We start from the raw sequence: 23,609 nt of genomic DNA, 5'->3' as shown, positions 1-23,609 counted from the left end.
ACAAAGCGCGAATCACGGTTCGACCTCCGCTCCGTCGTCGGTCCCGTTTCGCTTCCCGTCGCCATCGTTTGGACTCCTCTCGCTTTCGTCGTCCGCGTCGCCTTTACTTCGGCCCCCGTCGCCCTCCTCACCCCCGAACCGATCCTCGAGCGCCGTCCGATCGATCTTCGACGGGCCGCTCATCGGCATCTCGTCGACGAACGCGAGGTACTTGGGAATCTTGAACCGCGCGAGTTTCCCCGAGAGGAACACCTCGAGGTCCTCCAGTGCCAGGGCGTCCTCGGGGGTCGCCGCATTGGACCGGGCCTCGTGTGTCAGTTCGACGACGGCCTTCCCGACCGTTCCCCACTGGTCGTCGGGGACGCCGACGACGATCGCTTCAGCCACCGCGTCGTGGTCCGTGATCACGTCCTCGACCTCGGGCGGGTAGACGTTCTCGCCGCCGCTGACGAACATGTTCTTCTTGCGCCCCTCGATGTGATAGAAGCCGTCGTCGTCCACGCGGGCGAGGTCGCCGGTCGACACCCACTTACTCGTGTCGTCCTCGTCCCCGAACGTTTCCCTCGAGGCCTCGGAATTGCGCCAGTAGCCCGCAGAGCCGTGGGGGCCGCGCAACTCGAGTTCGCCGATCTCTCCGGTCTCGACCTCGCGTCCGTTTTCGTCGACGATCCGGGCGTCGGCGTGGAGAACCGGTTTCCCTACGCTCGCGACCTTTCCGGGGTCGTACTCGTCGGGCATCGCGAAGTTGTTCGGACCGATCTCGGTGAGGCCGTACCCCTGAGACATGTCGACGCCGCGGTCTCGCCAGGCCCTGACGATCGAATCCCGGCAGGGGCCGCCGCCGCTCTTGACGAACCGGAGACTCGAGAGGTCAGTCCGCTCCCAGTCGTCGTGGGTCGCCATGGACCGCAACACCGCGGGGACGGCCACGAGAATCGTCGCCTCGTGGGTTTCGACCTGCTCGAGGACGCGCCGGGGATCGACCTCGCGGTCGATGACCAGGGTACCGCCCATGTGGATCAACGGCAGGGTGATGACGTTCCAGCCGCCAGTGTGGAAGTTGGGGAACACCATCGGCGTCACGTCGTCGGGCCGGAGTCCCCACGCGGTGATCGTGTTCGTCGAGTTCCAGTACAGCGAGCCGTGGGTGACCGTCGTCTCCTTCGGCGTTCCCGTCGAGCCGCCGGTGTGGAGCAGCAGGTGCGGATCCGAGAGGGCTCGTTCGCGGCTCTCGACGGGGCCGTCGTCCGCCGGAAGCCGGTCTCGATAGACGTCCCACCCGCCTGCGGGTTCGTCGGTCTCGATCTCGAGGACCGATGGATCGACGCTCGAGCGAGCCATCGCGTGCTCGAGGCGCTCGACGAACGGCGATTCGATGACGAGCAGGTTCGGGTCGACGAGTTCCAGCAGTTCGGCCAGTTCTGGCGGTGCAAGTCGGTACGACAGCGGTGCGAGCACGCCGCCAGTCTTGCCGGTCCCGAAGAACAGGTCGAAGACCTCGAGGCGGTTTCGCGAGACGAGGGCGACCCGGGATCCCTCGCACACGTCGTAATCCTCGAGTAGTCGAGCCGTGCGATTCGCCCGCGACTCGAGGTCCGCGTACGTGGCTCGCGCGTCGTCGGTGGCGTCGACGATCGCCGTCCGGTCGGGCGAGAGCGACGCCCGCCTGGCGGTCCAGTCGCCGACCCAGCCGTAGTCGTCGTCGCTCCAGTTCACTCGCGATCACCGGCCTCGAGTGCGGCTTCTGCCGTGGATTCGCCCCCGGCCTCGAGATCTGCCCCGATGGGGTTCGCCTCGAGGAAGTCGACCACCCGGTCGTTCACCCAGTCGGACCGCTCGACGAAGAAGAGGTGATGACCGCCGTCACAGACCTCGAGTCGGGCGTGCGGGATCAGGTTCTCGAGCAGACGGCCGTTCTCGACGGGGACGACCCGGTCGTCGCTCCCGTGAAGGATCACTACTGGCACATCGAGCGCCGACACCTCGTCCGCCACGTCGAACTCGGCCACGCCCGCCGCCTGAGCCTTCCTGGCCGCGTCGCTCGCGTCGCTCTCGAGGCGCCAGTCGACGATGTCCTCGGTCACGTCGGGGTTCTCCTCGAAGAACGTGTCCGAAACTGCGGGGGCCATTCGATGACGAATCCGCTCGCGCTCGTCGCCGTCCTCCGGAACCGCGAATATCGCCGCCTGCGTCTCCTCGGGCACCGGCACCGCCTCCGGGCCGCCGGGGGTGGTACAGAGCAAAGAGAGGGTTGCCGCGCGGTCGTACTCGAGGGCGTAGCGCTGGGCGATCATCCCGCCCATGCTCGCTCCGATCAAGTGGGCGCGGTCGACGCCCGCGTCGGCGAGCACGGCCTCGAGGTCGCCCGCCATCTCCTCGATCGTATAGGGTCCCTCCGGGGCGTCGGAGTCGCCTGTGCCGCGGTTGTCCCACAGGATCGTTCGACACTCGTCGGCCAGCGCGTCGCGCTGCCAGCGCCACATCCACCGGCCGTAGCCGAGTCCCTCGACGAAGACGACGGGCTCCCCACCGGGGCGTCCGCCGACCTCGTAGGCGAGTTCCACGTCGCCGTTGGTCGCTCGAGTCATACTAGTCTAGTTTCCGTCCGCGCTCAAGTACTCCGACGTTCGAGTATCAACCCGCGACTACACGCGGGTCGCGACGAAAGAAGACGTATGTCGACTGCCAGCCCCGGCGACCGGAGCGAGGTCAGCCAGCGAATCACGACCGACCACATCGAGCGCTTCGCCGACCTCACCGGCGACGAGAACCCGCTCCACCTCGAGCCCGAGTACGCCGCAGAGGGCCTCTTCGACGGCCCCATCGCCCACGGCATGCTCGTGGCGGGTCTCATTTCGAGTGCCCTCGCCTCCCTCCCTGGCGACGTCGTCTACCTCTCCCAGGACCTCTCGTTCGAGGCGCCCGTCTTTCCCGACCAGACCGTCACTGCGACGGCCGAGGTGCTCGAGGACCTGGGCGACGACCGGTACCGCGTCGAAACGGTTGCACGCGTCAAGGACGACGTGGTCGTCTCGGGCGAAGCCACGGTGCTCTCGCTCGCTCACGAGGACTGACTGGCGTTCATAGCCCGTTCGCGGTTTGAGAGGGAGACGCTTTGAGGACTACACGAGCACGCGCTCGAGCGCCACGACGGTCCCCGAGTCGGCCTCGTGATCGCCGACGAGCCGACCGAGACAGACTGCTGCACCATCGGGTGTACAACAGGCCACGAGCGGGTCGTCGTCTCGGTTCGCGGCATCTGCGGCGCCGTCGTCGACCTCGAGTACTCCAGGCGCGTACACCGGCGCCCCGGTGGCGACCGACTCCGCGGCACTGGGGGCAATGGTGACTCGAGGGACGTCCGCGAGAATACGCTCGGCCGGTTCGACCACGTTCAGGAGCGGGTCGGGATCGTCGTCCTCGAGCCAGAACGCGAGCGCGTCGAGGAAGTCCCGGGCCGAGTGAAGCGTTCGGTCGTCGAACGGCGTCGTCGCCGTCCGACGAAGGTGGCCCATGTGCCCGCCTGTCCCTAGCGCGAGACCGAGGTCGTGACAGAGTTTGCGGACGTAGGTGCCGCTCTCACAACGGATTCGCAGGAGGACCTGCCGATCGCTCGTTTCGAGCACCTCGAGGTCGTAAATCTCGCGCACGCGGACCCGCCGCGAGACGGCGCTCTTTCGCGGCGGCTTCTGGTAGATCGGCCCCTCGAACTCTTCGACGACGGACTCGGCGTCGTGTGGGACTGGGGCGTGACACTCGAGGACGGCCACGTACTCCTTGTGGCCCTCGAGGAACACCGGCGCCAGCCGGGTCGCGTGGCCGAGCATGATCGGTAGACAGCCCGTGACCTTCGGATCGAGCGTACCGGCGTGGGAGGCCCGGTCGATCGGCTCTTCGCCGGCTCCCTCGAGGGTCTCGGCAACGGCGTCGCGGAGCCAGCCGCTGATTTGGTGGGAGGACGGCCCCGGCGGCTTGTCGAGGTTCACGACGCCGAATTGCAGGAGGTCGGCGGGCGACCGTTCCTCGGGGGGACCGCGACGGATCATCAGAACTCGTAGTCGACGTCGACGGGCGTTTTCCCCTCGTCGGCGGCCGAGTCATACGCCTCGACGGCCGTCACGAGCGTGTCGGCGACGGCCTCGGGACTCCAGCGTGACGTGTTCATCGAGAGGTCGTAGATGCTCAGGTCGCCGAACTCGATCCCGTAGTACTCGCGATATCGTCCGACCTCGCTGGCTTCCCGAGCACGCGTCTCCTCCGTCGCTCGCTCCGGGGTTTTGTCCTCGCGGTCGGCGATCCGCTCTCCCCGAACCGACAGCGGCGCGTCGAGCCAGAACTTGAGATCGGCCTGTTCGGCCGCGAGCCAGCCGGCCAGTCGGGACTCGAGGACGACGTCGTCGCGCTCGACGGCGATCTCGCGCAGTCGCCGATCGAGGTCGCGGTCGATCTCGTCGTTCTCCTCGGCGAGTTTGTTGAACTCGAGGGGAGTGTAGCCGCGTTCCTCCGCGAGCTGACGGAAGATATCGCCACCGCTGACGTGCTCGAGGCCGAACTCATCGGCCAGCAACGCCGCGTTCGTCGTCTTTCCTCCGCCCGGCGGTCCGGAAACGGTCAGTAACATACCCGAAGTGCGCGGGGCCACCTCAAAGGGGTTTTGAATCGCTCGAGTCGTTCGAGGCAAACCGGGTGCGTGTCTCCGACGCCGTACTGTAAAAACAGACTCGCTTAACTCGTGTCGGGTGACATGTCGATGTTGAGCGCCTTGCGCAACAGCTGGACGAACCCCATCGAGCACAGGAAGTACCAGACGATCCACGCGCGCATGGGGCCGATGACGCCCTCCTGCCACTCGACTTCGCCGACCATCGGCATGACCACGGTCTGCTCGATGGTCTGGGGACCGGTGCCGTGGATTCGGTAGTACATCCACAGGAACAGCGGAATCGTGAAGAGCATGATCCAGACCATCGGTCGGAACTGCTCTTTGAACATCCCGAGGTTGTCGGCCATCGCTTCCATCTGCTCTTCTTGTACCTGCTGGAGCTCGTTGTCGAGTTTCTCGATCTCGGCTTCGCTCGCGCCCCGCTTCTCGGCTTCTTTCTTGCGATCTTGGACCTCGGAGCGTTTGTCCTGCATGGCCTTCATACGCTCCTGGTACTTCCCCATCCGCTCCATGTTCATCAGGTTCGCCTGCAGGAGCGTCGAGTACAGGCCCGTCATGATCGCGATGGCGAGGATCACGGTGTAGAAGGGCATGCTCGTCGCCAGGGGCCCGAGGGCGACGTCGAGTACGCCGCCGACGGCATCCCTGACGGAGGTAAACCAGTAGCCTACCATAAAGAGCAGCGCGGTCACCCCTGCGATCTTGTCCCACTGCGACCACTTCGATTCCTCGGCGTCGATCTCGGGAAGGTCGTCGGCCAGGCCGCCGTCCTCCTCGTCGCCATCGAGGGCGTCGTCGAACGCCGAACGGTCGGCAATCTCGAACCCGTTTTGACCGTCGACGAGAATCCCCTTCTCGATGAGTCGGCCCCACTGGCCGCTCGACAGGTCGTCACGGACGTCCGCCCACTCGACCTCGCCGCCGTTCTCATCGGCCTTCCGGCGGATCGCCTCGAGTGCCTCCTCGAACGACGAGTCCTCGCGGACGAGGGCGCCTATCTTCTCCGCTGTGCGCGTCATCTGTTTTGGGCTAGGGCACCTTCGGTATACAAGTGTTTATCTTCGGTGGCGAGGCGGTCGTGGACGACAGGTCTCGGTTCACTCGAGCGCGGCCACCCACGGGCGATGAGACGTTGTCGATGCAGTGATGAGCAGCGCCTGCACCGCTTCAACGTCTCCTATCCGCCCATGAGAGAGTTTCAAGCCGCCCTATCCGCTCCGAAGGCAGTGATCGAGACAGCGACCCGTCTGCCGATTCCGGGCAACTGGACCCTCGGGTAGGGGTATTCACCGGCAATATCTGGTGGTTTTTTATAATGTGTCTTTCTTGAATACAGCAATATGATTGGTGCATATATGGCTGGTGGGACAGCCGACCGGGGAGACGCCCCACTCGTTGGCATCGTTTTACTGTTTGGGATGGTATTCGTGGGGGCCGCGTTGGTTGGGGTGACCGGGATGGTCGCGATAGACGCGCTCGAGGGGGATCTCGACGACGAGCGAACCGAACAGACGTTCGCCACGTTCGATCACGAACTGACGACGTTGCTGCACTCGAGTTCGGATTCAGGGGCGGTCACGATTCCAGACGCAGAAGACGGGACGTACGAACTGACCGACTCCGGAACAGCGTCGCTGACGGCGGCCAATCGATTTAGACAGTCGTGTACAGTGCTCGACGACGTCACGCTCGGGACGCTCGAGTACGAATCCGACGGGAAGCGACTCGCCAAACAAGCGGGAGGAACCTGGAGACATACCGACGACGGAACCGTAATGCAGTCGAAGCCGGACCTTCGATACGTGGCCGACGACCGCGGCACGCAGTATCTCGAGTTCTCCGTCTCGGATCTTCAGGGGGACGTCGGAGTCGGTGAGCACTCGATGGCGGCGACGCGTGCCGAGACGGGGACGGCCGACTGCGTGTCTGACCTCGGATTCGTCAGGTACGTTCACCTCGAGATTACCGACGAGACCTATCACGACGGCTGGTACGACTTCCTGAGCGAGGAGTTCGACGCGACTGACGTGGCGGATGCCGCAGTCGAGGATTGCTCGTTCAAGAACGCGGGCGACCAAAACGTCATCTGTCACGACGAGGCGACGGGGACGGTGTCGGTGCTCGCCACGGTCGATGTCGATCGGCCCATCGACGACTATCTCGGCGTCGAACCCACGATCTACGGCGGCCTCTACGTGTCGGACGAGACGGTCCAGTTAGGGACCCACGAATCGCTCACCGTCGACTCCTACGATGGACGCGTGGCATCGTACGCCGATTCGGGTAACGTAACCGACGACCTCTTCGTTGCGAATGTCGATAGACTCTGGGTACAACAGGCCGAAATCACCGGGTTTCCGGTGGTGAACGGCGACATCCAGATCCAGCCCGAGGCGGACGTCTCACCGGTCGCGTTGTACGTCGGGGACGATCGCTCGCAGGCGAGCGTCGACGTTCCGACCGCGAAGTTGGCGGAAGGGTTCGATTCCATCGAACCGATCGACGACGAGATTGCGCGCACGACAACGCTACTCGAAAACGAGACGAGACTCGAGGGGGACGCAGACGGTGATATCGACGCCGGAGCGTACTCCGTCCACGGCGATTTCACTCGTGAAGGCATCGAATTCGACACGACCAGTGGCGACATCTACGTCGCTGCCGACGGCGACGTCTCCCTTGAGGACGTCACCGTCGTCGGCCCGGGACAGGTCAGTATCTATGCCGGCGGCTCCGCAATCGACCTCGAGTCCGTGACGGTCCCGAGCGACCGGGCGTCACAGCTCTGGGTGTACGGGACGAGCGAAACCGACGTCGCCGTCGCAGGGACAGTCCAGGGCGTCGTCTACGCGCCAGGTGCCGGTTCCCTCAAGGTTGAAGACGGGACCGAAATCTACGGCGCCATCGTGAGCGGGACGGTCGAAGGGATCGGCGGACCGGGGAACGCCGCCGGGGGCTCCGACCTGGAGGTGCACTTCGATCGATCACTTCGAACCGACGTCCCGATTCCGGAAGAGAACCGGACGCTCGAGTTCGAAAACGTGACGACCAGGAATCCGATCGACGTCGGGTTCGTCCTGGATCGATCGGGCTCGATGGGGCTACACACGATTCGTGAGTATTACAATCACGGATCGTGGCAACATCCAGTTCACACTGGTGATATCGTCGTGGGAGGCGATCTGGAAATTAACCGTGCGGCAGGAGGGGTCGAAAAATTGAGCGACGGCGACAGAACGACGCTTAACGACGGTGATACGGTACGTTCTGATCAGACATACCCCTGGTGGGGTAACGTTCCGGTAGCCGTCGATCATCAGCATCCAGGATACGATCCTGACGGATTGCGCGTTGACGCAACACGCTCGTTCATCGGCGAACTGAACGCGTCGGCGTCGCTCGATCCCGACCACCGTGATCGTGCGGCGGTTTTCGAGTTCAACAGCACTTCCCATCGCGTCCACGATCTGTCTACCGATCTCGAGACGGTCAACGACAGCGTCGAAAACAACATCGGTGGCGGCACCAATATGGCTGCCGGACTCGAGACCGGCGTCAACGAACTCGAGGTTAATCCGCGAGATGCCGACCGCATCCTCGTCTTGTTGAGTGATGGTTTTAATGACCCTTCCGAACACGATGACGATACGCTCGAGGCGGCCGAAAACGCCGCCAATTCGGGAATCACGATCTACACAATCGGACTCGGGGACGGGGCAGACGAAGAATTACTGGAAGAGGTCGCCCAGACGACTGGCGGGGAGTACAGACACGCAGACAACGCGGAGAACCTCATGGATATATTCGACGGGATTGCAGAGGACATCGTCCAGGCCGACACGCGGTTCGAGGTCCACGCCGACTATTCCGCCGTCGGCGGATCGAACGACTATGCCATCGCCGTCGATCACTGGAACGTTGAGATTGCAGAAGACTAGCAACTGACCGTTCGAGTCGACCGCCGTTATGCGTTCGCTTCGATCGTCGCCTTCACGTCCTCCCATACCTCGTCGGGCGCCTGCTCGCCGTCGACGCGCTCGAGTGATCCCTCCTCCTCGTAATATTCTAACACCGGCGCCGTGTTCTCGTCGTAAACCCGAAGCCGCTCGCGAACCGTCTCTTCGGTGTCGTCCTCGCGCTGCTCGAGTCGCTCCTCGACCTCCGGATCCTCCGGCGGGTTGTACTCCACGTGGTAGATGTCGCCCGTCTCGGGGTCCATCCGTCGGCCCGTCAGCCGGTGGACGAGCTCCTCCTCGCTCACGTCGAGCGCCAGGACGACGTCCAGGTCGGTCATGTCCTCGAGTGCTTCGACCTGCTCGAGGTTGCGTGGGTACCCGTCGAGGATGAACCCATCGGCCGACGAGAGCGCCTCGTCGACGATGGCGTTGACGACCTCGTCGGGAACGAGTTCGCCCTGGTCCATGTACTCGGCCGGGGTGTCGTACTCGAGGTCGAGGTGGGAGATGTCCATCTGCTTGTTCGACCGAAGGGCGTCGCCCGTGGTGATGTGCTCGACGTCGAAGTGCTCCGCGATCTTTGCGCTCTGGGTCCCTTTCCCCGCCCCGGGGGCACCGAGGATGAGAATCCGTGGCTGTGCCATACCCCGTCCTTCTGCCCCAGCGCATAAAGGCTTAAAGAATGGCGCACAATCGTCCGGGTATGACCCGATTCTCGGCTGCCGACCCACAGGAACGGCGACGCCTGATCGTCGACGCCATCGTCGCCCACCGCGAACGAGCGAGTCCGTTCCTGACCATCGAAGTCGACGAGACCGTCCTCGAGCGCGACGATGCACCAGATCCCGACCTGGGCGTGCCCTGGATCCAATTCGCCGATGGAATCGTGAGCCTCGACTGTACGGACGCCGAACTCGAACGGTTGAAAACCCTCCTCCCTGAGTACCCGGCGTTCAAAATCGACGAGTTGACGCGGCCGGACGACGCAGAAGGCACCAACGTGCGCGTGAGCGCGAAGGCCGATCCCAACCGGATCGCCCAGTTCTGCGATCACGTTCTGCGTGCGGTGTTCGAGTGTCCGGAGGATGCGACGATCTGGATCGCTGCTGTGTGACGAACGCAGCGATCGAGGTCGAGTGATCGGGTACTCGAGGCAACTCCGAACGGCCCGGATTCAGGAAATTGTTAGCGAGCCGTCATAACCTTCGTTCTCGTCGTCTCCTTCGTCCCACTCGAGTTCGAACTCGACGCTGAACTCGGCTGGACCGCCCGACCGCGAGGTTTCCCGCTCGGCCTTGACTTCGAACGTCGGCCGTCCCGGTGGTTGCATCGTGACCGAGTCGCCCCCGCTCTCGAGGACGAGGTCGTCACCGCTCTCGAGTCGATTGGCGACGGTCCGGAGGTAATCGGCGATTTCGCCCCTCGTCAGCGATTGCTCGAACGAAAAGAGCACTTCTTCTGGCATGCGCTTCCTTGGGTGCCTGGGGGTATAAATCGCACGTAGCAACTGGGTGTGCCTTCGTCTCTATCGGCCGACATCCGATAATCGGGCATTGCTCGAGCACGCCCGAACATGTTTCCGCCAACGATCATCTGCGTCGACGGTGTTCGTCCGCAAGAACGATAGACAGAAGGTACCCGAGTCAATCGGTCTACGCAAGGGCATATGGGGGTTCCCAGGAGACTCTGCAGGCGGCCACAACGTGTCCCGCCGTCGTCGGACTACGGTCGCCGTCGGGCGTTTCCAAATAGATAAGTGCACGCGGCAATGAGCCCCCACTAAGAGACCCGTATAATTGAGGTGAACACAATCTCCACTCCACTCCAAACGCAGATGACGCGTGTCGACATCTTCCAGGAGCTCTTCCTCGTGTTCCTGGGATTAGGGACGATCGTCGGCATCATCGTCGTAGCGTACATCCTGTACAATGCGTACAAATATCGTGACGACGGGGAGCGTCACCCGGACGAGGACCTGCCGACCCTCGGCGAACTTCCGACCGGCGGGAGCGGCGGGAAGAAGCTCTTCGTTTCGTTCTTCCTGAGCGCGCTCATCGTCATCTCGCTCACGCTCTGGTCGTACGGCATGTTGATCGACGTCGAGAGCGGACCCGAGGGCCCCGGCGAGGACGCCCTCGAGGTCGACGTGGAAGGCCAGACCTTTAGCTGGTCGTTCTACTACGAGAACGGCGTCGAGTCCAGCAACGAACTCGTCGTCCCAGCGGGGACACCAGTCTGGGTCGACGTGACGTCGACAGACGTGTGGCACTCGTTCGGCATCAATTCACAACGGGTGAAAGCCGACGCAATTCCGGGCGAGACCGACCAGACGTGGTTCCAGGCCGACGACGAGGGTGAGTACCTGATCGAGTGCTTCGAACTCTGTGGCCCCGGCCACTCCAGCATGGAGGGGACGCTCACCGTGATGAGCCAGGAGGACTACGACCAGTGGGTCCAGGATCAGCTCACGCTCACGCTGACTCTCGAGGATGGTGAGGGTGAGACGGTAAACGACACCGAGAACGTCGAGGTCACGGTCCAGGATCCCGACGGCGAAACTGTCGGCACCTACACTGGCGAGGACTTCGATGATGAGGGCGCCCTCGAGATCAGCGTCGAGCAGGGCGACACCTACACCGTGATCGTCGAGTCGACCGACGGCTCCTTCGAGACCACGGAGGACGACTTCGAGATCGTCGACGGTCCCGAGGAATCGCTCCAGCTCGGTGGATCCGATGGCGGAGACGGCGAGGACGAATCCAGTAGTGAAGATGAAAATGGAAACGGAAACGAATCCGACGACAGCGGAGGTGAGAACTGATGTCCGATGACTTCCCACCGATGACGTCCGTCAAGCGATGGCTGGTCACGACGAACCACAAGGACGTCGGGATTCTCTACATGGCGACAGCCCTGTTCTTCTTGCTCTTCGGAGGGTTGATGGCGCTCCTGTTCCGAGCGCACCTCTGGCAGAGCGGTGGTGCCGGTCTCCTCACCGATAGTTCCTACAACCAGGCGGTGACCGCCCACGGGCTATTGATGGTGTTCTGGTTCCTCTCGCCCATCGCCTCGGGCTTCGCGAACTACTTCGTCCCGCTGCAAATCGGGGCGAAAGACCTCGCGTTCCCCCGCCTGAACGCCCTGAGCTACTGGTTCTACCTGTTCTCGGGGGCGATGTTCATGATCTCGTTCTTCCAGGGTGGGACGTTCGAGGGCGGCTGGACGATGTATGCGCCGCTGAACGTGCCGACGTACACCCCCGCCGTGGAGGCGACCACCGGCGGGACCGCGACGATCCTCGCGTTGATGATGTTCGTGTTCTCGATCACGCTCGGGACGGTCAACTTCCTCACGACGATCCACCGCTCGCGCGCGGAAGGCCTCGGCCTGTGGAACATGCCGATGTACACCTGGTCGTGGCTCCTGACCGTCTGGATGATGCTGTTCGCGTTCGCGGCCCTGCTCGCCGCGTTGCTGTTGCTCGGGATCGATCGCATCTTCCTGACGCAGTACTTCGCGACCGACCAGGGCTCGAGTTTGCTCTGGGCACACGTCTTCTGGTTCTTCGGCCACCCCGAGGTGTACATCGTCTTCTTCCCCGCACTGGGGATCATGTTCGAGACCTTCCAGACCTTCTGTGGTCGGCGTCTCGTGGGCCGGAAGTGGGTCATCATCGCGATGGTCCTCGTCGCGGTGCAGTCGTTCCTGGTCTGGATGCACCACATGTTCCTGACGACGATCAACCTCGAGATCAAGACGCTGTTCATGGCCACCACGATCGGCATATCGCTGCCGTTCGACCTGATGGTCTTCGCGCTCATCTACACGATGGTCAAGGGGCGGGTGCGGTTCACCACGCCGTTCCTGTTTAGCCTGGGTGCGCTCTTGTTGTTCATCCTCGGTGGCATTACCGGGGTGTTCCTCGGGGCCGTCGTGCTCGACTACGAGTTCCGTGGCACCTACTGGGTCGTCGCTCACTTCCACTACGTGATGGTCTCGGGCGTGACCGCGCTGGTCGCCGGTATCTACTACTGGTGGCCGAAGATTAGCGGAAAGATGTACAACGAGACCCTTGGAAAGATCCACTTCGCGATCTACTTCTTCGGGTTCAACCTGCTCTACTTCCCGATGTTCCTCGCCTGGGAGACCCCACGACGCGTCTTCCACTTCGGCGAGGGGCTGGAAATCTACCACCAGCTCGCGACGATCGGCGCGTTCATCTTCGGCGCGTCGTTCCTGCTCATGTTCTACATCCTGGGTAAGAGCCTGATCTCCGGCCCGGATGCGCCGGACAACCCGTGGGAGTTCTCCCGTACGGCCGAGTGGGCGATTCCGTCCCCGCCGCCGCTCGAGAACTGGTCGGGTCGTCCGAGTTACGCGAGCGGTCGCCTCGAGTTCGTCGACGACGAGTCTGGCGCCGCGACCGACGGCGGGACCGTCGCCGTCCCCGAAACTGGCCGAGGGCACGCGACGCCAGCGACGACTCAGCACGCTCACGAGGAAGAACACGCCGACCACGCCAGTATCTGGCCGTTCGGAATCGGGCTTTCAACGGCCGTCTTCTTCCTCGGGTTGTCGGGGATGACGCCCTACGTCGCGGAGTTCGCTGCGGCAAACGGGGCTGACGTGTCCGCTCAGGAGCCGAGTCTGGTGTCCCCGGCATTGCTCGTGATCGGGCTGGCGATGATGGCGTACACACTCTGGGAGTTCGGCATGGAGCAGTTCGACGCCCCGGTAATGCACGTTGCCGAGCGCTGGCCGTTCGAGGGCGTCAATAACACGAAACTCGGAGTCTGGTTCTTCCTGGCCTCTGACGTGGTCGTCTTCGGTGCGGCCATCAGTGCGTTCGTATTCATGCGCATCCACATGGGCTGGTCTGCCTGGGAGTTCGACTCGATCCCCATGGCCGGACTCGTCAACACCTACATCCTGCTGACCTCGAGTTTCACGGTCATCCTGGCACTGGTGATGGCCGAACGCGGGAACAAGAAGGGGCTGCTCACGACGATGTCCGTGACGGTCTTGCTCGGCCTGACGTTCATGGGCGTCAAGGGCTGGGAGTGGAGCCAGAAGTTCTCTCACGGTGACTACTGGTTTAGCGGCCTCGAGTACTCGATCTACTACGTCACGACGGGCCTGCACGCCCTGCACGTGATCCTGGGGCTGCTCGTCGCCGGCTTCATGATCTACCGCGTGGCCACGGTCGACGCCTACCTCGAGGATCACCGGCCGGTCGAGTACTTTGGGCTCTACTGGCACTTCGTCGACATCGTCTGGGTGTTCCTATTCCCGTTGTTCTACCTGATGTAGACAGCGGGCGGGAGCCCCGGTTGTTTCGTTTTGCGATCGTTTTCGAGAATCAGTCTCCACTTTGTCTCTTAGTGCCCTCGAGCGGGGCGTTCCACAGTCGGCCCGAGCGAAGCAGTTTCGAGAGAATACGTGCAGAGGTGACTCGAGAAACGGGACCGACTCTTGGTACCGCAGTCCAGCCCTACTCGGGTCGCGGCGTAGGTAATGCCCGGTGCCGTCGCGGCGGAACCAGGTAGTTCGCCCGGCGCCGAACGGTCATGTACTGGAGGATGCCGTTGTTCGTCCGCGCGCCGATCGCGGACTGCTCGGCGACGTCGGTCCCGTTCATCGCCTCGCGCGTTTTCACGAAGTCCTCGATGCGACGCTGGTGGGAGAGGAAGTGAAGCCCCGCCTCGTCGTCGTCCGTCGAGTTGAAGTCCCGGCGAAGGATGATCGGTTCGTCGTTCTCGCGGGCGCGGGCGGACTTCTGGGAGTGACCCACGGTTCCGTACTCGCGGGCGTCCTCGAGCGTGTGCGCCGGGCACTCGCCCAGCTGACTCGAGTCGCCGAGGTTGTCGCCGGGCCCCTCGATTTTCCCCTCGTCGGCATGAGCGGGGCAGAACATCTTCCGTTCGCGGATCGTTCGACTGTCCTGTTCGTACCACTGATCGAGCGAGAGGCGAATACGAGAGAGGTGCGTCGTAGTGCCCTCGGCGAACGGCCCCTCCTGGATGGTCACGCGGTCCTCCGAGGCCTGGTTCTTCTTGAATCCGGACTTGAAGCCCATGAACATCGGGGCGTCCTCCGAGACGGGTTCGCTGTCGGGAATCCCGCGAACGCCGTCCTGGTTTTCGGCGGGCAATCCGGCACCCGTGAACCCGGTTCGGCGTTCTTCGACCTCGAGAACGCCCTCGAGCGTGGCCTCGACGTCGACGCCGTTGATCGACTCGAGTTCGCCGGTGAGCGCCTCTTCGGCGCTCAATACGACCGACCCGCGGTCGCTGGCCAGGTGGACCATGGCGTCGAAACTATCGAACTCGGGCGTCTCGATGGGAGCGAGCGCCCTCGGCTCCGGGAGGTCGACGCTCTCGGGCAAAGCCTCGTCGAACTGGTCGAAGTAGGCGGGGCCGTAGCCGACGGTGAACAGCAAACCCTCGTTGCTTCGGGCGTACGCTCGCTCGAGGGTTTCGAACGCCGTCTCCACTTGCTCGCGCTCCTCGTCGGTCGGACCGTCGCCGACGTATGCGAAGTGGAGAGCGACGTGGTGTTCGGGGACGAGCGGGTTGCCGTGCTCGTCGGTCCGCTGGGCGGCCGTCCAGGCGTGCTGGCGCTCGGGAAGAGCCTCGAGTTCGTCGGTGTCGGCGCCTCGAGGCGGGGTGTCCGCATCTCCGCTCTCTCGATCGAGGCAGGCGGAGAGGGCGCTCGCGCCGCCGATAGCGACGGCACTGCGGACGAAGGATCGGCGCGAAATCGTGCGCGACGAACGCGTCATACTCGGCTCTCGGGACTGCGCGGTAATGGGGGTTGTGGTGGGGTCGTACGGTGGTGAGGTGGGGTGGGTCGAGAGGTGGCAATCGGTGAAGTGTGAGGTGACAGGTGTGAGAGGACGAGATGGCAGTTGGTGAGAAGGTGAGCGCACCCACGTGACCGACAGGTGCTTTGCCATTCGCCACGTTCGCTGCTACCATGGAACAACTCGAGGTGTTCGAGACGATCGACGCTCCACCGGAGACCGTCTGGCAGGTCCTTCTCGAGTTCGACGCCTATCCCGAGTGGAACCCGTTTCTCCGCTCCGTCGAGGGGCTCCCCGTCGAAGGGGAGCGGCTGACGATTCGCGTCCAGTTGCCGGGTGGTCGAAGCCGGACGATCTGGACCAGGGTTCTCACCGTCGAGACGAACCGTCGGCTCGTCTGGCTCGGTCGGCTGGGAGTTCCGTTCGCCTTCGATGGCTACCACGAATTCCACCTCGAGCCGATCGACGGCGGGCGACGAACGCAGCTGCTCCAGCGGGAGACGTTTCGAGGAGCGCTGGTTCCAGTGCTGTTTCACCGGCGTCGAATCGAACGAGGTTTTCGTGCGATGAACCGGGGACTCAAGGAGCGAGCGGAGCACCGGGTTCGGGCGACTGCCTGAACGTGGTTAGTGAGTCGACACACCGCGAACACTAGCCTGTCGATCCGTCAGGACGACGGCTCGAGCCGCGACAATGCCTCCAGGGACGTGATCTCGTGGGTAGCCTCGCCGTCGTAGCCGAAGTCGGCGAACGCGTAGTCCTCGCGGTGGGACCGACGGATGAACGCCGAGTCGATGTCGAGGGCCTCAGCGACCGCGACGTCGACCCAGCTGTCGCCGACGTACAGCGGGTTCGCACACGTCAGGTCGTCGATCGCTCGCTCGAGGTAGTACGGTGTGGGCTTCTTCCGCCTGATGCCGTCGATAGTTGGCTCGCGGCCGTAGTACGGATCAAACGCCTCGAGTTCGAAGTGGTCGACGATGTTCTCGATGGTCTCGTGCTGGTTGTTGCTCACGATAGCCATCGGGGCGTCGAGCGTCTCGAGCGTCGACACGTCGTCGTAGAGCGTCTTGTTCCCGTTCAGGAGTTCCTCGTGCTGGACCTCGATCGCCGCCCGTTCGCGGGCCGCCCAGAGTGACTCCGGTTCGAGGTCGTACCGATCAGTGACGGCCTCGAGTTCGTCGATCGTCGGGGAGATCAGGGTCTCGAGGTCGTCCTGGACGGGGTCGTCGATGCCGTGGCGTTCGAACGCGAGAGTCATCGCTCGCGTGAGCGCCTCGTAGCTGGTCGGGGTCGTCAACACGCCGTCGTTGTCGAAGACGACTGCGTCGTATGCCATTCACCGGGGATACGGGCTGAGAGGGTTTTGGCCTTACGCCCAGCGAGCTGTGGGATCGGCGGATCACCAGATCGTTGGATCTCCGGACCGTCGAATGGCTGGGTCGGCGGGCCGTTGGGTCGTCGGGTCGTCCGACCCTCGAGTCGTCGATCACCCGCTGACGACCCGTGAATTCAAATACCAGTCCACGGCCAAAAGGGGGTGATGTACTTCCGTTCGCGTATCCGCGCCGTTTGTCGGGTCGCTGTTCGTCCCTCTCGACGGCCGATCCAGCACCACCGACCGAGGTGTACCGATGGGGCATAGAGCGTTAATCGCCTACCGACGTCCCGACCGACTCTACGACCTCCGGTACAGCCACTGGGGTGGCGACGAACTCAGCGTCCTCGAGTCCCTCTCCGTCGACGCACCGCTCGCAGGCGGGCGAATCGACTCCGACCTCCTCGCGGACTCCGTCGCCCTGGACAGCGTCCTCACCGACTACCTCGATCCCTGTGGATACGAGGCGCTGATTCTGGTTTCACCCGAGTACGAGATTCGCGCCTACCGCGTCTGCTGGCTCGAGTGGGGCGACGGCCGCGAACAGGGTCGAGGCGCGCTCGTCGCCGTCGAACCGGGGGAACGCGACCTCGCTGTCCGGACCTGGTTTCGCGCCACGAAGACCGCCCTCGCCGACGTCGTAGAGATGGGCGTCCTCTCACGGCGGGCCGCCCAGTCGTACCTCGAGGCCCGGATCGCCGAGGACGAGAACGGCTACTTCTACACGTACGGTGACGCTGACGGCGTCGCTGTGGACGACGGACCGACGGAAGCGTTCGACGCGTTTCTCGGGAGCGAGGGGCTCGAGTGAGATGTGTGATGATCGGATGAACGACGCGAGTGGTGTGAGACCTATGACCTGAGACGCGAGATGCGAGATGCGAGATGCGAGATGCGAGACACGAAGGTCGAAAAACAGCAACTGAACGCGGTCTACGCCTCGACGTAGTCGAACCACTCCTCGTACTCGTCGGTTCGGCGCTCGACGACGTCGAAGAATTTCTGCTGAATCTCCTCGGTGATCGGCCCGCGGGTTCCCTCGCCGATCGTGACGTTGTCGACGCGCTTGATTGGCGTCACCTCCGCGGCGGAGCCAGTGAAGAAGAGTTCGTCGGCCGTGTTGAGCTCGCCTCGAGAGATGGAGACGGTGTCGTGGACGGTGTAGCCCAGGTCGCGGGCGATCCGGATGACCGCGTTGCGGGTGATCCCGTCGAGGATCGACTCGGAGAGGCCGGGCGTGAAGATTTCGCTGTCGCGCACGAGGAAGAGGTTCTCGCCGGGACCCTCCGCGACGTTGCCCTCCTTGTTGAGGACGATGGCCTCGGCGAACCCGTTTCGGCGGGCCTCCTCGCCGGCAAGCAGGCTGTTGACGTACAATCCCGTCGTCTTGGCGTTCGTCGGAATCTGGCTCGAGGCGTGCTTGCGCCAGGACGAAACTTTGACGTCGATGCCGTTCTCGATGGCGTCCTCGCCGAGGTAGGCGCCCCAGGGCCAGACGGCGATGGTGGTCTTCGTCGGACAGTCCTGGGGGCTGACGCCGAGACTCTTGTAGCCGTAGTAGACGAGCGGGCGGATGTAACACGACGAGAGGCCCTGGCGGCGGATGAGTTCCTTGGTTGCCTCCGTCAGTTCCTCGTGGGAGTGACCGATTTCCATCTCGTAGGGCTTACAGGACTGGAAGAGGCGGTCGACGTGCTCTTCCCAGCGAAAGAGCGCGGGTCCGTTCTCGGTGTCGTAACAGCGCGCCCCCTCGAAGACGCCGGTCCCGTAGTGGAGTCCGTGTGTGAGCACGTGGACCTGTGCGTCTTCCCAGTCGACGAACTCGCCGTCCATCCAGATCGTGTCGACGTCCATCTCGTCAAATCCCATACCCAGGGAGACGAAGGCCTTCGTAATGAACGTTGGCGATTGCTCCCGCGTCGGCCTCGAGCGCGGTCGCCCTCGGCCGTGGTCTGAGCGGTTACATGTGGGACGCCCGGGGCGTCTCCCTAGCCGCCTCCGCCACCGTTTTGACCCTCTCGAGCGAGCGTTCGGTATGGACACCGCACTCGTCATCGGCGGCACGCGATTCATCGGCCGCCACCTCGTCACCGACCTCCTCGCACACGACTACGACGTCACCCTCTTCAACCGCGGGAACCACGACGATCCCTTCGCCGAGGACGACCGAGTCGACCACGTCCAGGGCGACCGGACGAACGACTCGGTGCTCGAGGCCGCCGCGGCGGACGTCGATCCGGACGCCGTCTTCGACTGCGTGGCCTACTACCCGCGGGACGTGCGCGCGGCGACCGAAATCTTTGCCGACGTCGACGCCTACGTCTACATCTCGAGCGGGGACGCTTACGGCCGCGAGGAGATTCCGAAGCGGGAAGACGAGACGCCGATGCGACCCTGCAGCCCCGAGCAGGCGACCGACGAGTCGAGTGACACCTACGGCAACCGGAAGGCCGAGGGCGACCGCGCGGTCGTCGCCGCAGCGGACCGGGGGGTGAACGCAATGTCCGTCCGGCCGTGCATCGTGTACGGCCCTCACGACTACACCGAGCGGATGGACTTCTGGCTCGACCGCGTCCTCGAGTACGACCGCGTGATCGTCCCCGGCGACGGCACCAACGTCTGGCACCGCGCCTTCGTCGAGGACGTTGCCAGCGCCCTCCGGATCGTCGCCGAGCGGGGCGAGCCGGGCGAGTTCTACAACGTCGGCGACCGCCGGATCGTCACGCTCGAGGAGATGGTCGACCTGATCGCTGACGCCGTAGGTAGGGACGTCGAGGTCGTCCACGCCGGCCCGCGCGAACTCGAGGCCGGCGGCCTCTCGACGGACGACTACGTCCTCTACCGAGACTATCCGCACGTCCTCTCGACCGCGAAGCTCGCCGCCCTCGGCTGGGAGTCGACCCCACTCGAGGAGGCGATGGCACGGACGCTCGAGGAACACGAGGCGAGCGACCGGGACGGGAGCGAGTACGATCCGGGGAGGGACGCCGAAGAACGAGTGCTTGGAATTCTCGATACGCTCTGAGACGTTCGGAACGGATCTGCTCTGTTTGCGCCGCCTCGAGCGGGGTATCCCTTCTTGACTCGCGGTGTCGTGTGACGAAGCAACGAGATGGACGATCATAGAGACACCGACGGTGAGGGACCCGACGGCGGCCATCGTGACCACGACCACAGCCACCGTCACGACCCCGAGGCGACCGAGAATCGGGAAATTGACGCCGAGGCCGATCGGTCGGAACCCCGCGTGGAACAGTCCATGCTCGAGGAGGAAGCCGAAGACGCCGACGAAGCGAGACGGGAGGTCGGCGACCGGTACGAACGCAGGGCTGGACACGACGACCACGGAGGCGGCGGCCACGACCACAGTGGCATGCACGAGGGCCACGAGCAAATGTTCCGTCGGCGATTCTTCGTCTCGACGCTGCTTTCGATCCCTGTTCTCCTGTACAGCGAGATGCTACAGGAGTGGCTCGGCTTCTCGGTTCCGGCGTTCCCCGGAAGCGAGTGGATCAATCCCGTCTTCGCGGTGATCGTCTTCGCTTACGGTGGCGTTCCCTTCCTGCGGATGGCCGTCCCCGAACTCGAGGACCGGTCGCCGGGAATGATGACGCTCATCTCGATGGCGATCACGGTCGCGTTCGTCTACAGCCTGGCGAGCGTCGTCTTCCCCACTCAGTCGGCGTTCTTCTGGGAACTGGTGACGCTGATCGACATCATGTTGCTCGGTCACTGGATCGAGATGCGGTCGGTTCGGCGGGCCTCGAGCGCGCTCGACGAGTTGGCGAAACTCCTCCCGGATACCGCAGAGCGCATCACGGAGGACGGTGAAACTGAAGAGGTCCCCGTCGGCGACCTGTCGGAGGGCGACCTCGTACTCGTCCGGCCCGGAGCGAACGTCCCTGCCGACGGCGTCGTCGAGGAGGGCGACTCGGACGTAAACGAGTCGATGATCACCGGCGAGTCGAAACCAGTTTCGAAGGACCCCGGCAACGAGGTAATCGGCGGCACGATCAACGGCGACGGAAGCCTTCGCGTTCGGATCAGCGCGACGGGCGAGGAGACGACGTTGGCGGGGATCATGCGTCTCGTGGAGGAGGCTCAGCGAAGCGAGTCCAGGACACAGATGCTGGCCGACAGGGCGGCAGGCTGGCTGTTCTACGTCGCCCTGGCCGCCGCGGTGGTGACGGCCATCGCCTGGACCGCCGCCGTCCAGTTCGACGCCGTGGTCATCGAGCGCGTGGTGACCGTCCTGGTGATCGCCTGTCCGCACGCTCTCGGACTCGCCATCCCGCTCGTCGTCGCGATCAACACGTCTCTCGCCGCGCGCAACGGGATACTGATCCGGGACCGAATCGCCATGGAACGGGCACGGGACCTGGATACGATCGTCTTCGACAAAACGGGGACGCTCACGGCGGGCGAACAGGGCGTCGTAGACGTTGCGACGGTCGACCGCGTGGACGAGGACGAGGCGCTCGCGCTCGCGGCCGCCGTCGAGACCGATTCAGAGCACATGATCGCCCAGGCGATGCGCGAGGCCGCGGTCGACCGCGGTCTGAACCCGCCGAACGTCTCGGACTTCGAGGCGCTCAAGGGTCGTGGGGTGCGCGCGACCGTCGACGGCGACGCGATATACGTCGGCGGTCCGAACCTCCTCTCTCACCTCGAGGCCGAGGTCCCCCCGGAACTGGCGGGGTTCGCTGAACGGTCCGGAGAAAACGCACGAACGGTCGTCTACCTTGTTCGCGAGGGCGGTCGCGACGGCGACTCGAGCGCCCAGGCGAACACAGAGGCAGGTACCGACCAGGCGAGGCCAATCGCCGCCTTCGCCCTCGCGGACGTGATCCGCGAGGAGAGCTACCGGGTCGTCGACGCGCTCCACGACCTCGGCATCGAGGTGGCGATGCTGACCGGCGACAGCGAGGACGTCGCCGCGGCCGTCGCAGACGAACTCGGCATCGAGACGGTCTTCGCCGAGGTGTTACCCGAGGAAAAAGACGAGAAGGTGACCGAACTGCAGGACCAGGCCAAACTGGTGGCGATGGTCGGCGACGGCGTCAACGACGCCCCAGCGCTGACTCGCGCCGACGTCGGGATCGCCATCGGATCGGGGACCGACGTCGCCGTCCAGTCGGCGGACATCGTTCTCGTGCAGAACAACCCGATGGACGTGGCTCGACTCGTCAAACTGAGCCGAGCGAGTTACCGGAAGATGCAGGAGAACCTCGTCTGGGCGGCGGGCTACAACGTCTTTGCCATCCCACTCGCCGCCGGCGTTCTCGCGCCGATTGGAATCCTCCTCTCGCCCGCCGTCGGTGCATTGCTCATGTCGCTCAGCACCGTGATCGTCGCGATTAACGCGCAGTTACTCCGGCGAGTGGATCTCTCGATTCCGAAGTTGTCCGGCCCAGCGACTCCACAGAAAGCACAACCCACCGGGTGAACGTAGTCGGGTTCCGTCCGGCATCCTGCCGGGGAGATTCAAATCTGTCTCTCGAGTCGTATCGATCAACTCACATCATCTCGACGAGCTCGAGTCGGATCGACCAACTCGAGCCATATCGAATCGCATCGGCTACTTCGGTCACCTCGACTTCTATCGAGCGATCTCGAGCCACCTCGAGACACGAGCGGCCGACGCTGCACCGCTCCATCGACGGGAACGCCTTTATATCGTTCCCCGCCTCCTCTCACCTATGTTCGAGAAGTCGACGTGGATCCGCCTCCCGCGGAACGTCGTCGTCGGCCACGACGTCCTCGCCGAGACCGTGAGCGTCGTCGACGACCTTCACCTCGAGGGGCGGCCACTGCTCGTCACGAGTCCAACGCCGCGAAAACTCGCGGCCGAACCGATCGCCGCCGACTTCGAGGAACGCGGTATCGAACCCGCCATCGTCACCGTCGAGGAGGCGAGTTTCGAGGCTGTGGAGTCGGTTATCGACGCCGCCGATGAGGCCGAGGCCTCCTACCTGATCGGCGTCGGCGGCGGGAAGGCCATCGACATCGCCAAGATGGCCACCGACCACCTCGACACCGGCTTCCTCTCGGTGCCGACGGCCGCGAGTCACGACGGCATCGTCAGCAACCGCGGCTCGGTCCCTGACGGGAACACGCGCCACAGCGTCGCTGCCGAACCGCCACTCGCCGTAGTCGCCGACACCGGGATTCTGGCGAACGCACCCTGGGAGCTGACGACCGCGGGTTGTGCCGACATCATCTCTAACTACACCGCGGTGATGGACTGGCGACTCGCCCACCGACTCAAGAACGTCGAGTACTCCGAGTACGCGGCCGCCCTCGCGGAGATGACCGCCGAAATCCTCGTCGGCAACGCCGACATGATCCGCCCCGGCCTCGAGGAGTCCGCCTGGATCGTCACCAAGGCGCTCATGTCCTCGGGGGTGGCGATGTCCATCGCGAGTTCCTCTCGGCCGGCCAGCGGCGCCGAGCACCTCTTTTCCCACCAGCTGGATCGCCTCGCGCCCGGTGCAGCCCTCCACGGTCACCAGGTCGGCGTTGGGTCTATCATGACGGCTTACTTGCACGAGGGCGAGTCCGGCATCTGGACCGAAATCCGGGACGCCCTGGCGACCATCGACGCGCCGACCACGGCCGCCGATCTCGGCATCGACGACGAAACGGTGATCGAGGCGCTGACGACCTGTCACGCCATCCGCGACCGGTACACGATTCTCGGTGATGGGATGGACGAGCGGGCGGCTCGAGAGGTTGCGGTGAAGACGGGCGTTATCGGTTGACCGGGCGTTATCGGTAGACGGGGCCTCGTCAGCTGGACGGATCTCGTCG

20 protein-coding genes are annotated in these 23,609 nt (G+C 64.1%); 10 read left to right on the top strand and 10 right to left on the bottom strand.

All coding sequences use genetic code 11. From position 1 onward, the window contains the following. Nucleotides 1–12: 12 nt before the first annotated feature. Together ACFQO4_RS02065 and ACFQO4_RS02060 are read right to left on the bottom strand one after the other, a co-directional pair. A complete protein-coding gene (locus ACFQO4_RS02065) occupies nucleotides 13–1,716 on the bottom strand; it encodes an AMP-binding protein (protein WP_500259348.1) in 1,704 nt (567 codons plus the stop codon). Continuing rightward, entirely contained in the window at nucleotides 1,713–2,588 is an 876-nt protein-coding gene (locus ACFQO4_RS02060) for an alpha/beta fold hydrolase (RefSeq protein ID WP_500259347.1), read from the bottom strand. Before ACFQO4_RS02060 ends, ACFQO4_RS02065 begins: the two co-directional genes overlap by 4 nt. 87 nt (nucleotides 2,589–2,675) lie before the next feature. Between ACFQO4_RS02060 and ACFQO4_RS02055 the strand changes: the two genes are divergently transcribed. Continuing rightward, nucleotides 2,676–3,074, top strand: a complete 399-nt coding sequence (locus tag ACFQO4_RS02055) for a MaoC family dehydratase (protein ID WP_500259346.1) — start codon at nucleotides 2,676–2,678, stop codon at nucleotides 3,072–3,074. Between the two features lie 48 nt (nucleotides 3,075–3,122). On the opposite strand, the gene ACFQO4_RS02050 is transcribed toward ACFQO4_RS02055, so the two are convergent. The 3 genes from ACFQO4_RS02050 to ACFQO4_RS02040 all read right to left on the bottom strand — a co-directional run bounded on the left by ACFQO4_RS02050 (nucleotide 3,123) and on the right by ACFQO4_RS02040 (nucleotide 5,682). Continuing rightward, nucleotides 3,123–4,046 (bottom strand): RNA-guided pseudouridylation complex pseudouridine synthase subunit Cbf5, encoded by a 924-nt coding sequence (locus ACFQO4_RS02050; protein ID WP_500259345.1) that lies wholly within the window; start codon nucleotides 4,044–4,046, stop codon nucleotides 3,123–3,125. Continuing rightward, nucleotides 4,046–4,621, bottom strand: a complete 576-nt coding sequence (cmk, locus tag ACFQO4_RS02045; protein ID WP_500259344.1) for a (d)CMP kinase — start codon at nucleotides 4,619–4,621, stop codon at nucleotides 4,046–4,048. Before cmk ends, ACFQO4_RS02050 begins: the two co-directional genes overlap by 1 nt. A 104-nt stretch (nucleotides 4,622–4,725) precedes the next feature. Beyond that, nucleotides 4,726–5,682, bottom strand: coding sequence for a DUF106 domain-containing protein (locus tag ACFQO4_RS02040; RefSeq protein ID WP_500259343.1), 957 nt, complete (start codon nucleotides 5,680–5,682; stop codon nucleotides 4,726–4,728). Between the two features lie 321 nt (nucleotides 5,683–6,003). On the opposite strand from ACFQO4_RS02040, the gene ACFQO4_RS02035 reads away from it, so the two are divergent. After that, entirely contained in the window at nucleotides 6,004–8,601 is a 2,598-nt protein-coding gene (locus tag ACFQO4_RS02035; protein WP_500259342.1) for a vWA domain-containing protein, read from the top strand. A gap of 26 nt (nucleotides 8,602–8,627) precedes the next feature. Here the strand turns inward: ACFQO4_RS02035 and ACFQO4_RS02030 are convergent, their stop codons facing one another. Beyond that, entirely contained in the window at nucleotides 8,628–9,263 is a 636-nt protein-coding gene (locus tag ACFQO4_RS02030; protein WP_500259341.1) for an adenylate kinase, read from the bottom strand. Nucleotides 9,264–9,322: 59 nt separating this feature from the next. On the opposite strand from ACFQO4_RS02030, the gene ACFQO4_RS02025 reads away from it, so the two are divergent. Next, nucleotides 9,323–9,733, top strand: coding sequence for a DUF7975 family protein (locus ACFQO4_RS02025; RefSeq protein WP_500259340.1), 411 nt, complete (start codon nucleotides 9,323–9,325; stop codon nucleotides 9,731–9,733). Between the two features lie 60 nt (nucleotides 9,734–9,793). Here the strand turns inward: ACFQO4_RS02025 and ACFQO4_RS02020 are convergent, their stop codons facing one another. Then, complete coding sequence (locus ACFQO4_RS02020) at nucleotides 9,794–10,084, bottom strand: amphi-Trp domain-containing protein (protein WP_500259339.1); 291 nt, start codon at nucleotides 10,082–10,084, stop codon at nucleotides 9,794–9,796. A 369-nt stretch (nucleotides 10,085–10,453) separates the two neighbouring features. On the opposite strand from ACFQO4_RS02020, the gene coxB reads away from it, so the two are divergent. Next, nucleotides 10,454–11,440 carry a cytochrome c oxidase subunit II gene (gene coxB, locus ACFQO4_RS02015; RefSeq protein ID WP_500259338.1) on the top strand — a complete coding sequence of 329 codons (987 nt, stop codon included), beginning with the start codon at nucleotides 10,454–10,456 and terminating at the stop codon, nucleotides 11,438–11,440. Further along, complete coding sequence (locus ACFQO4_RS02010; RefSeq protein ID WP_500259337.1) at nucleotides 11,440–13,929, top strand: cbb3-type cytochrome c oxidase subunit I; 2,490 nt, start codon at nucleotides 11,440–11,442, stop codon at nucleotides 13,927–13,929. Before coxB ends, ACFQO4_RS02010 begins: the two co-directional genes overlap by 1 nt. 181 nt (nucleotides 13,930–14,110) lie before the next feature. Here ACFQO4_RS02010 and ACFQO4_RS02005 read toward each other — a convergent pair whose 3' ends face one another. Then, nucleotides 14,111–15,400 carry a DUF7405 family protein gene (locus ACFQO4_RS02005; protein WP_500259336.1) on the bottom strand — a complete coding sequence of 430 codons (1,290 nt, stop codon included), beginning with the start codon at nucleotides 15,398–15,400 and terminating at the stop codon, nucleotides 14,111–14,113. 194 nt (nucleotides 15,401–15,594) lie between these two features. Between ACFQO4_RS02005 and ACFQO4_RS02000 the strand changes: the two genes are divergently transcribed. Beyond that, on the top strand, nucleotides 15,595–16,041 hold the full coding sequence (locus tag ACFQO4_RS02000) for an SRPBCC family protein (RefSeq protein ID WP_500259335.1): 447 nt from the start codon (nucleotides 15,595–15,597) through the stop codon (nucleotides 16,039–16,041). A gap of 47 nt (nucleotides 16,042–16,088) precedes the next feature. Here ACFQO4_RS02000 and ACFQO4_RS01995 read toward each other — a convergent pair whose 3' ends face one another. Beyond that, entirely contained in the window at nucleotides 16,089–16,760 is a 672-nt protein-coding gene (locus tag ACFQO4_RS01995; RefSeq protein ID WP_500259334.1) for an HAD family hydrolase, read from the bottom strand. A 295-nt stretch (nucleotides 16,761–17,055) separates the two neighbouring features. Between ACFQO4_RS01995 and ACFQO4_RS01990 the strand changes: the two genes are divergently transcribed. After that, nucleotides 17,056–17,610, top strand: a complete 555-nt coding sequence (locus tag ACFQO4_RS01990) for a DUF6735 family protein (RefSeq protein ID WP_500259333.1) — start codon at nucleotides 17,056–17,058, stop codon at nucleotides 17,608–17,610. A 122-nt stretch (nucleotides 17,611–17,732) separates the two neighbouring features. On the opposite strand, the gene ACFQO4_RS01985 is transcribed toward ACFQO4_RS01990, so the two are convergent. After that, nucleotides 17,733–18,668 carry a branched-chain amino acid transaminase gene (locus ACFQO4_RS01985; RefSeq protein WP_500259332.1) on the bottom strand — a complete coding sequence of 312 codons (936 nt, stop codon included), beginning with the start codon at nucleotides 18,666–18,668 and terminating at the stop codon, nucleotides 17,733–17,735. A gap of 166 nt (nucleotides 18,669–18,834) precedes the next feature. Here ACFQO4_RS01985 and ACFQO4_RS01980 point away from each other — a divergent pair, with 166 nt between their 5' ends. The 3 genes from ACFQO4_RS01980 (at nucleotide 18,835) to ACFQO4_RS01970 (ending at nucleotide 23,560) form a co-directional block, all read left to right on the top strand. Next, complete coding sequence (locus tag ACFQO4_RS01980; RefSeq protein ID WP_500259331.1) at nucleotides 18,835–19,824, top strand: NAD-dependent epimerase/dehydratase family protein; 990 nt, start codon at nucleotides 18,835–18,837, stop codon at nucleotides 19,822–19,824. Nucleotides 19,825–19,911: 87 nt separating this feature from the next. Next, on the top strand, nucleotides 19,912–22,245 hold the full coding sequence (locus ACFQO4_RS01975) for a heavy metal translocating P-type ATPase (protein WP_500259330.1): 2,334 nt from the start codon (nucleotides 19,912–19,914) through the stop codon (nucleotides 22,243–22,245). Nucleotides 22,246–22,498: 253 nt separating this feature from the next. Then, nucleotides 22,499–23,560 carry an NAD(P)-dependent glycerol-1-phosphate dehydrogenase gene (locus tag ACFQO4_RS01970; protein ID WP_500259329.1) on the top strand — a complete coding sequence of 354 codons (1,062 nt, stop codon included), beginning with the start codon at nucleotides 22,499–22,501 and terminating at the stop codon, nucleotides 23,558–23,560. Nucleotides 23,561–23,609 lie beyond the last annotated feature (49 nt).

The sequence above is a fragment of the Saliphagus sp. GCM10025334 genome (assembly GCF_042663485.1).
GTDB lineage: Archaea > Halobacteriota > Halobacteria > Halobacteriales > Natrialbaceae > Natronosalvus.
This window is presented reverse-complemented; position numbering and strand designations above follow the sequence as displayed.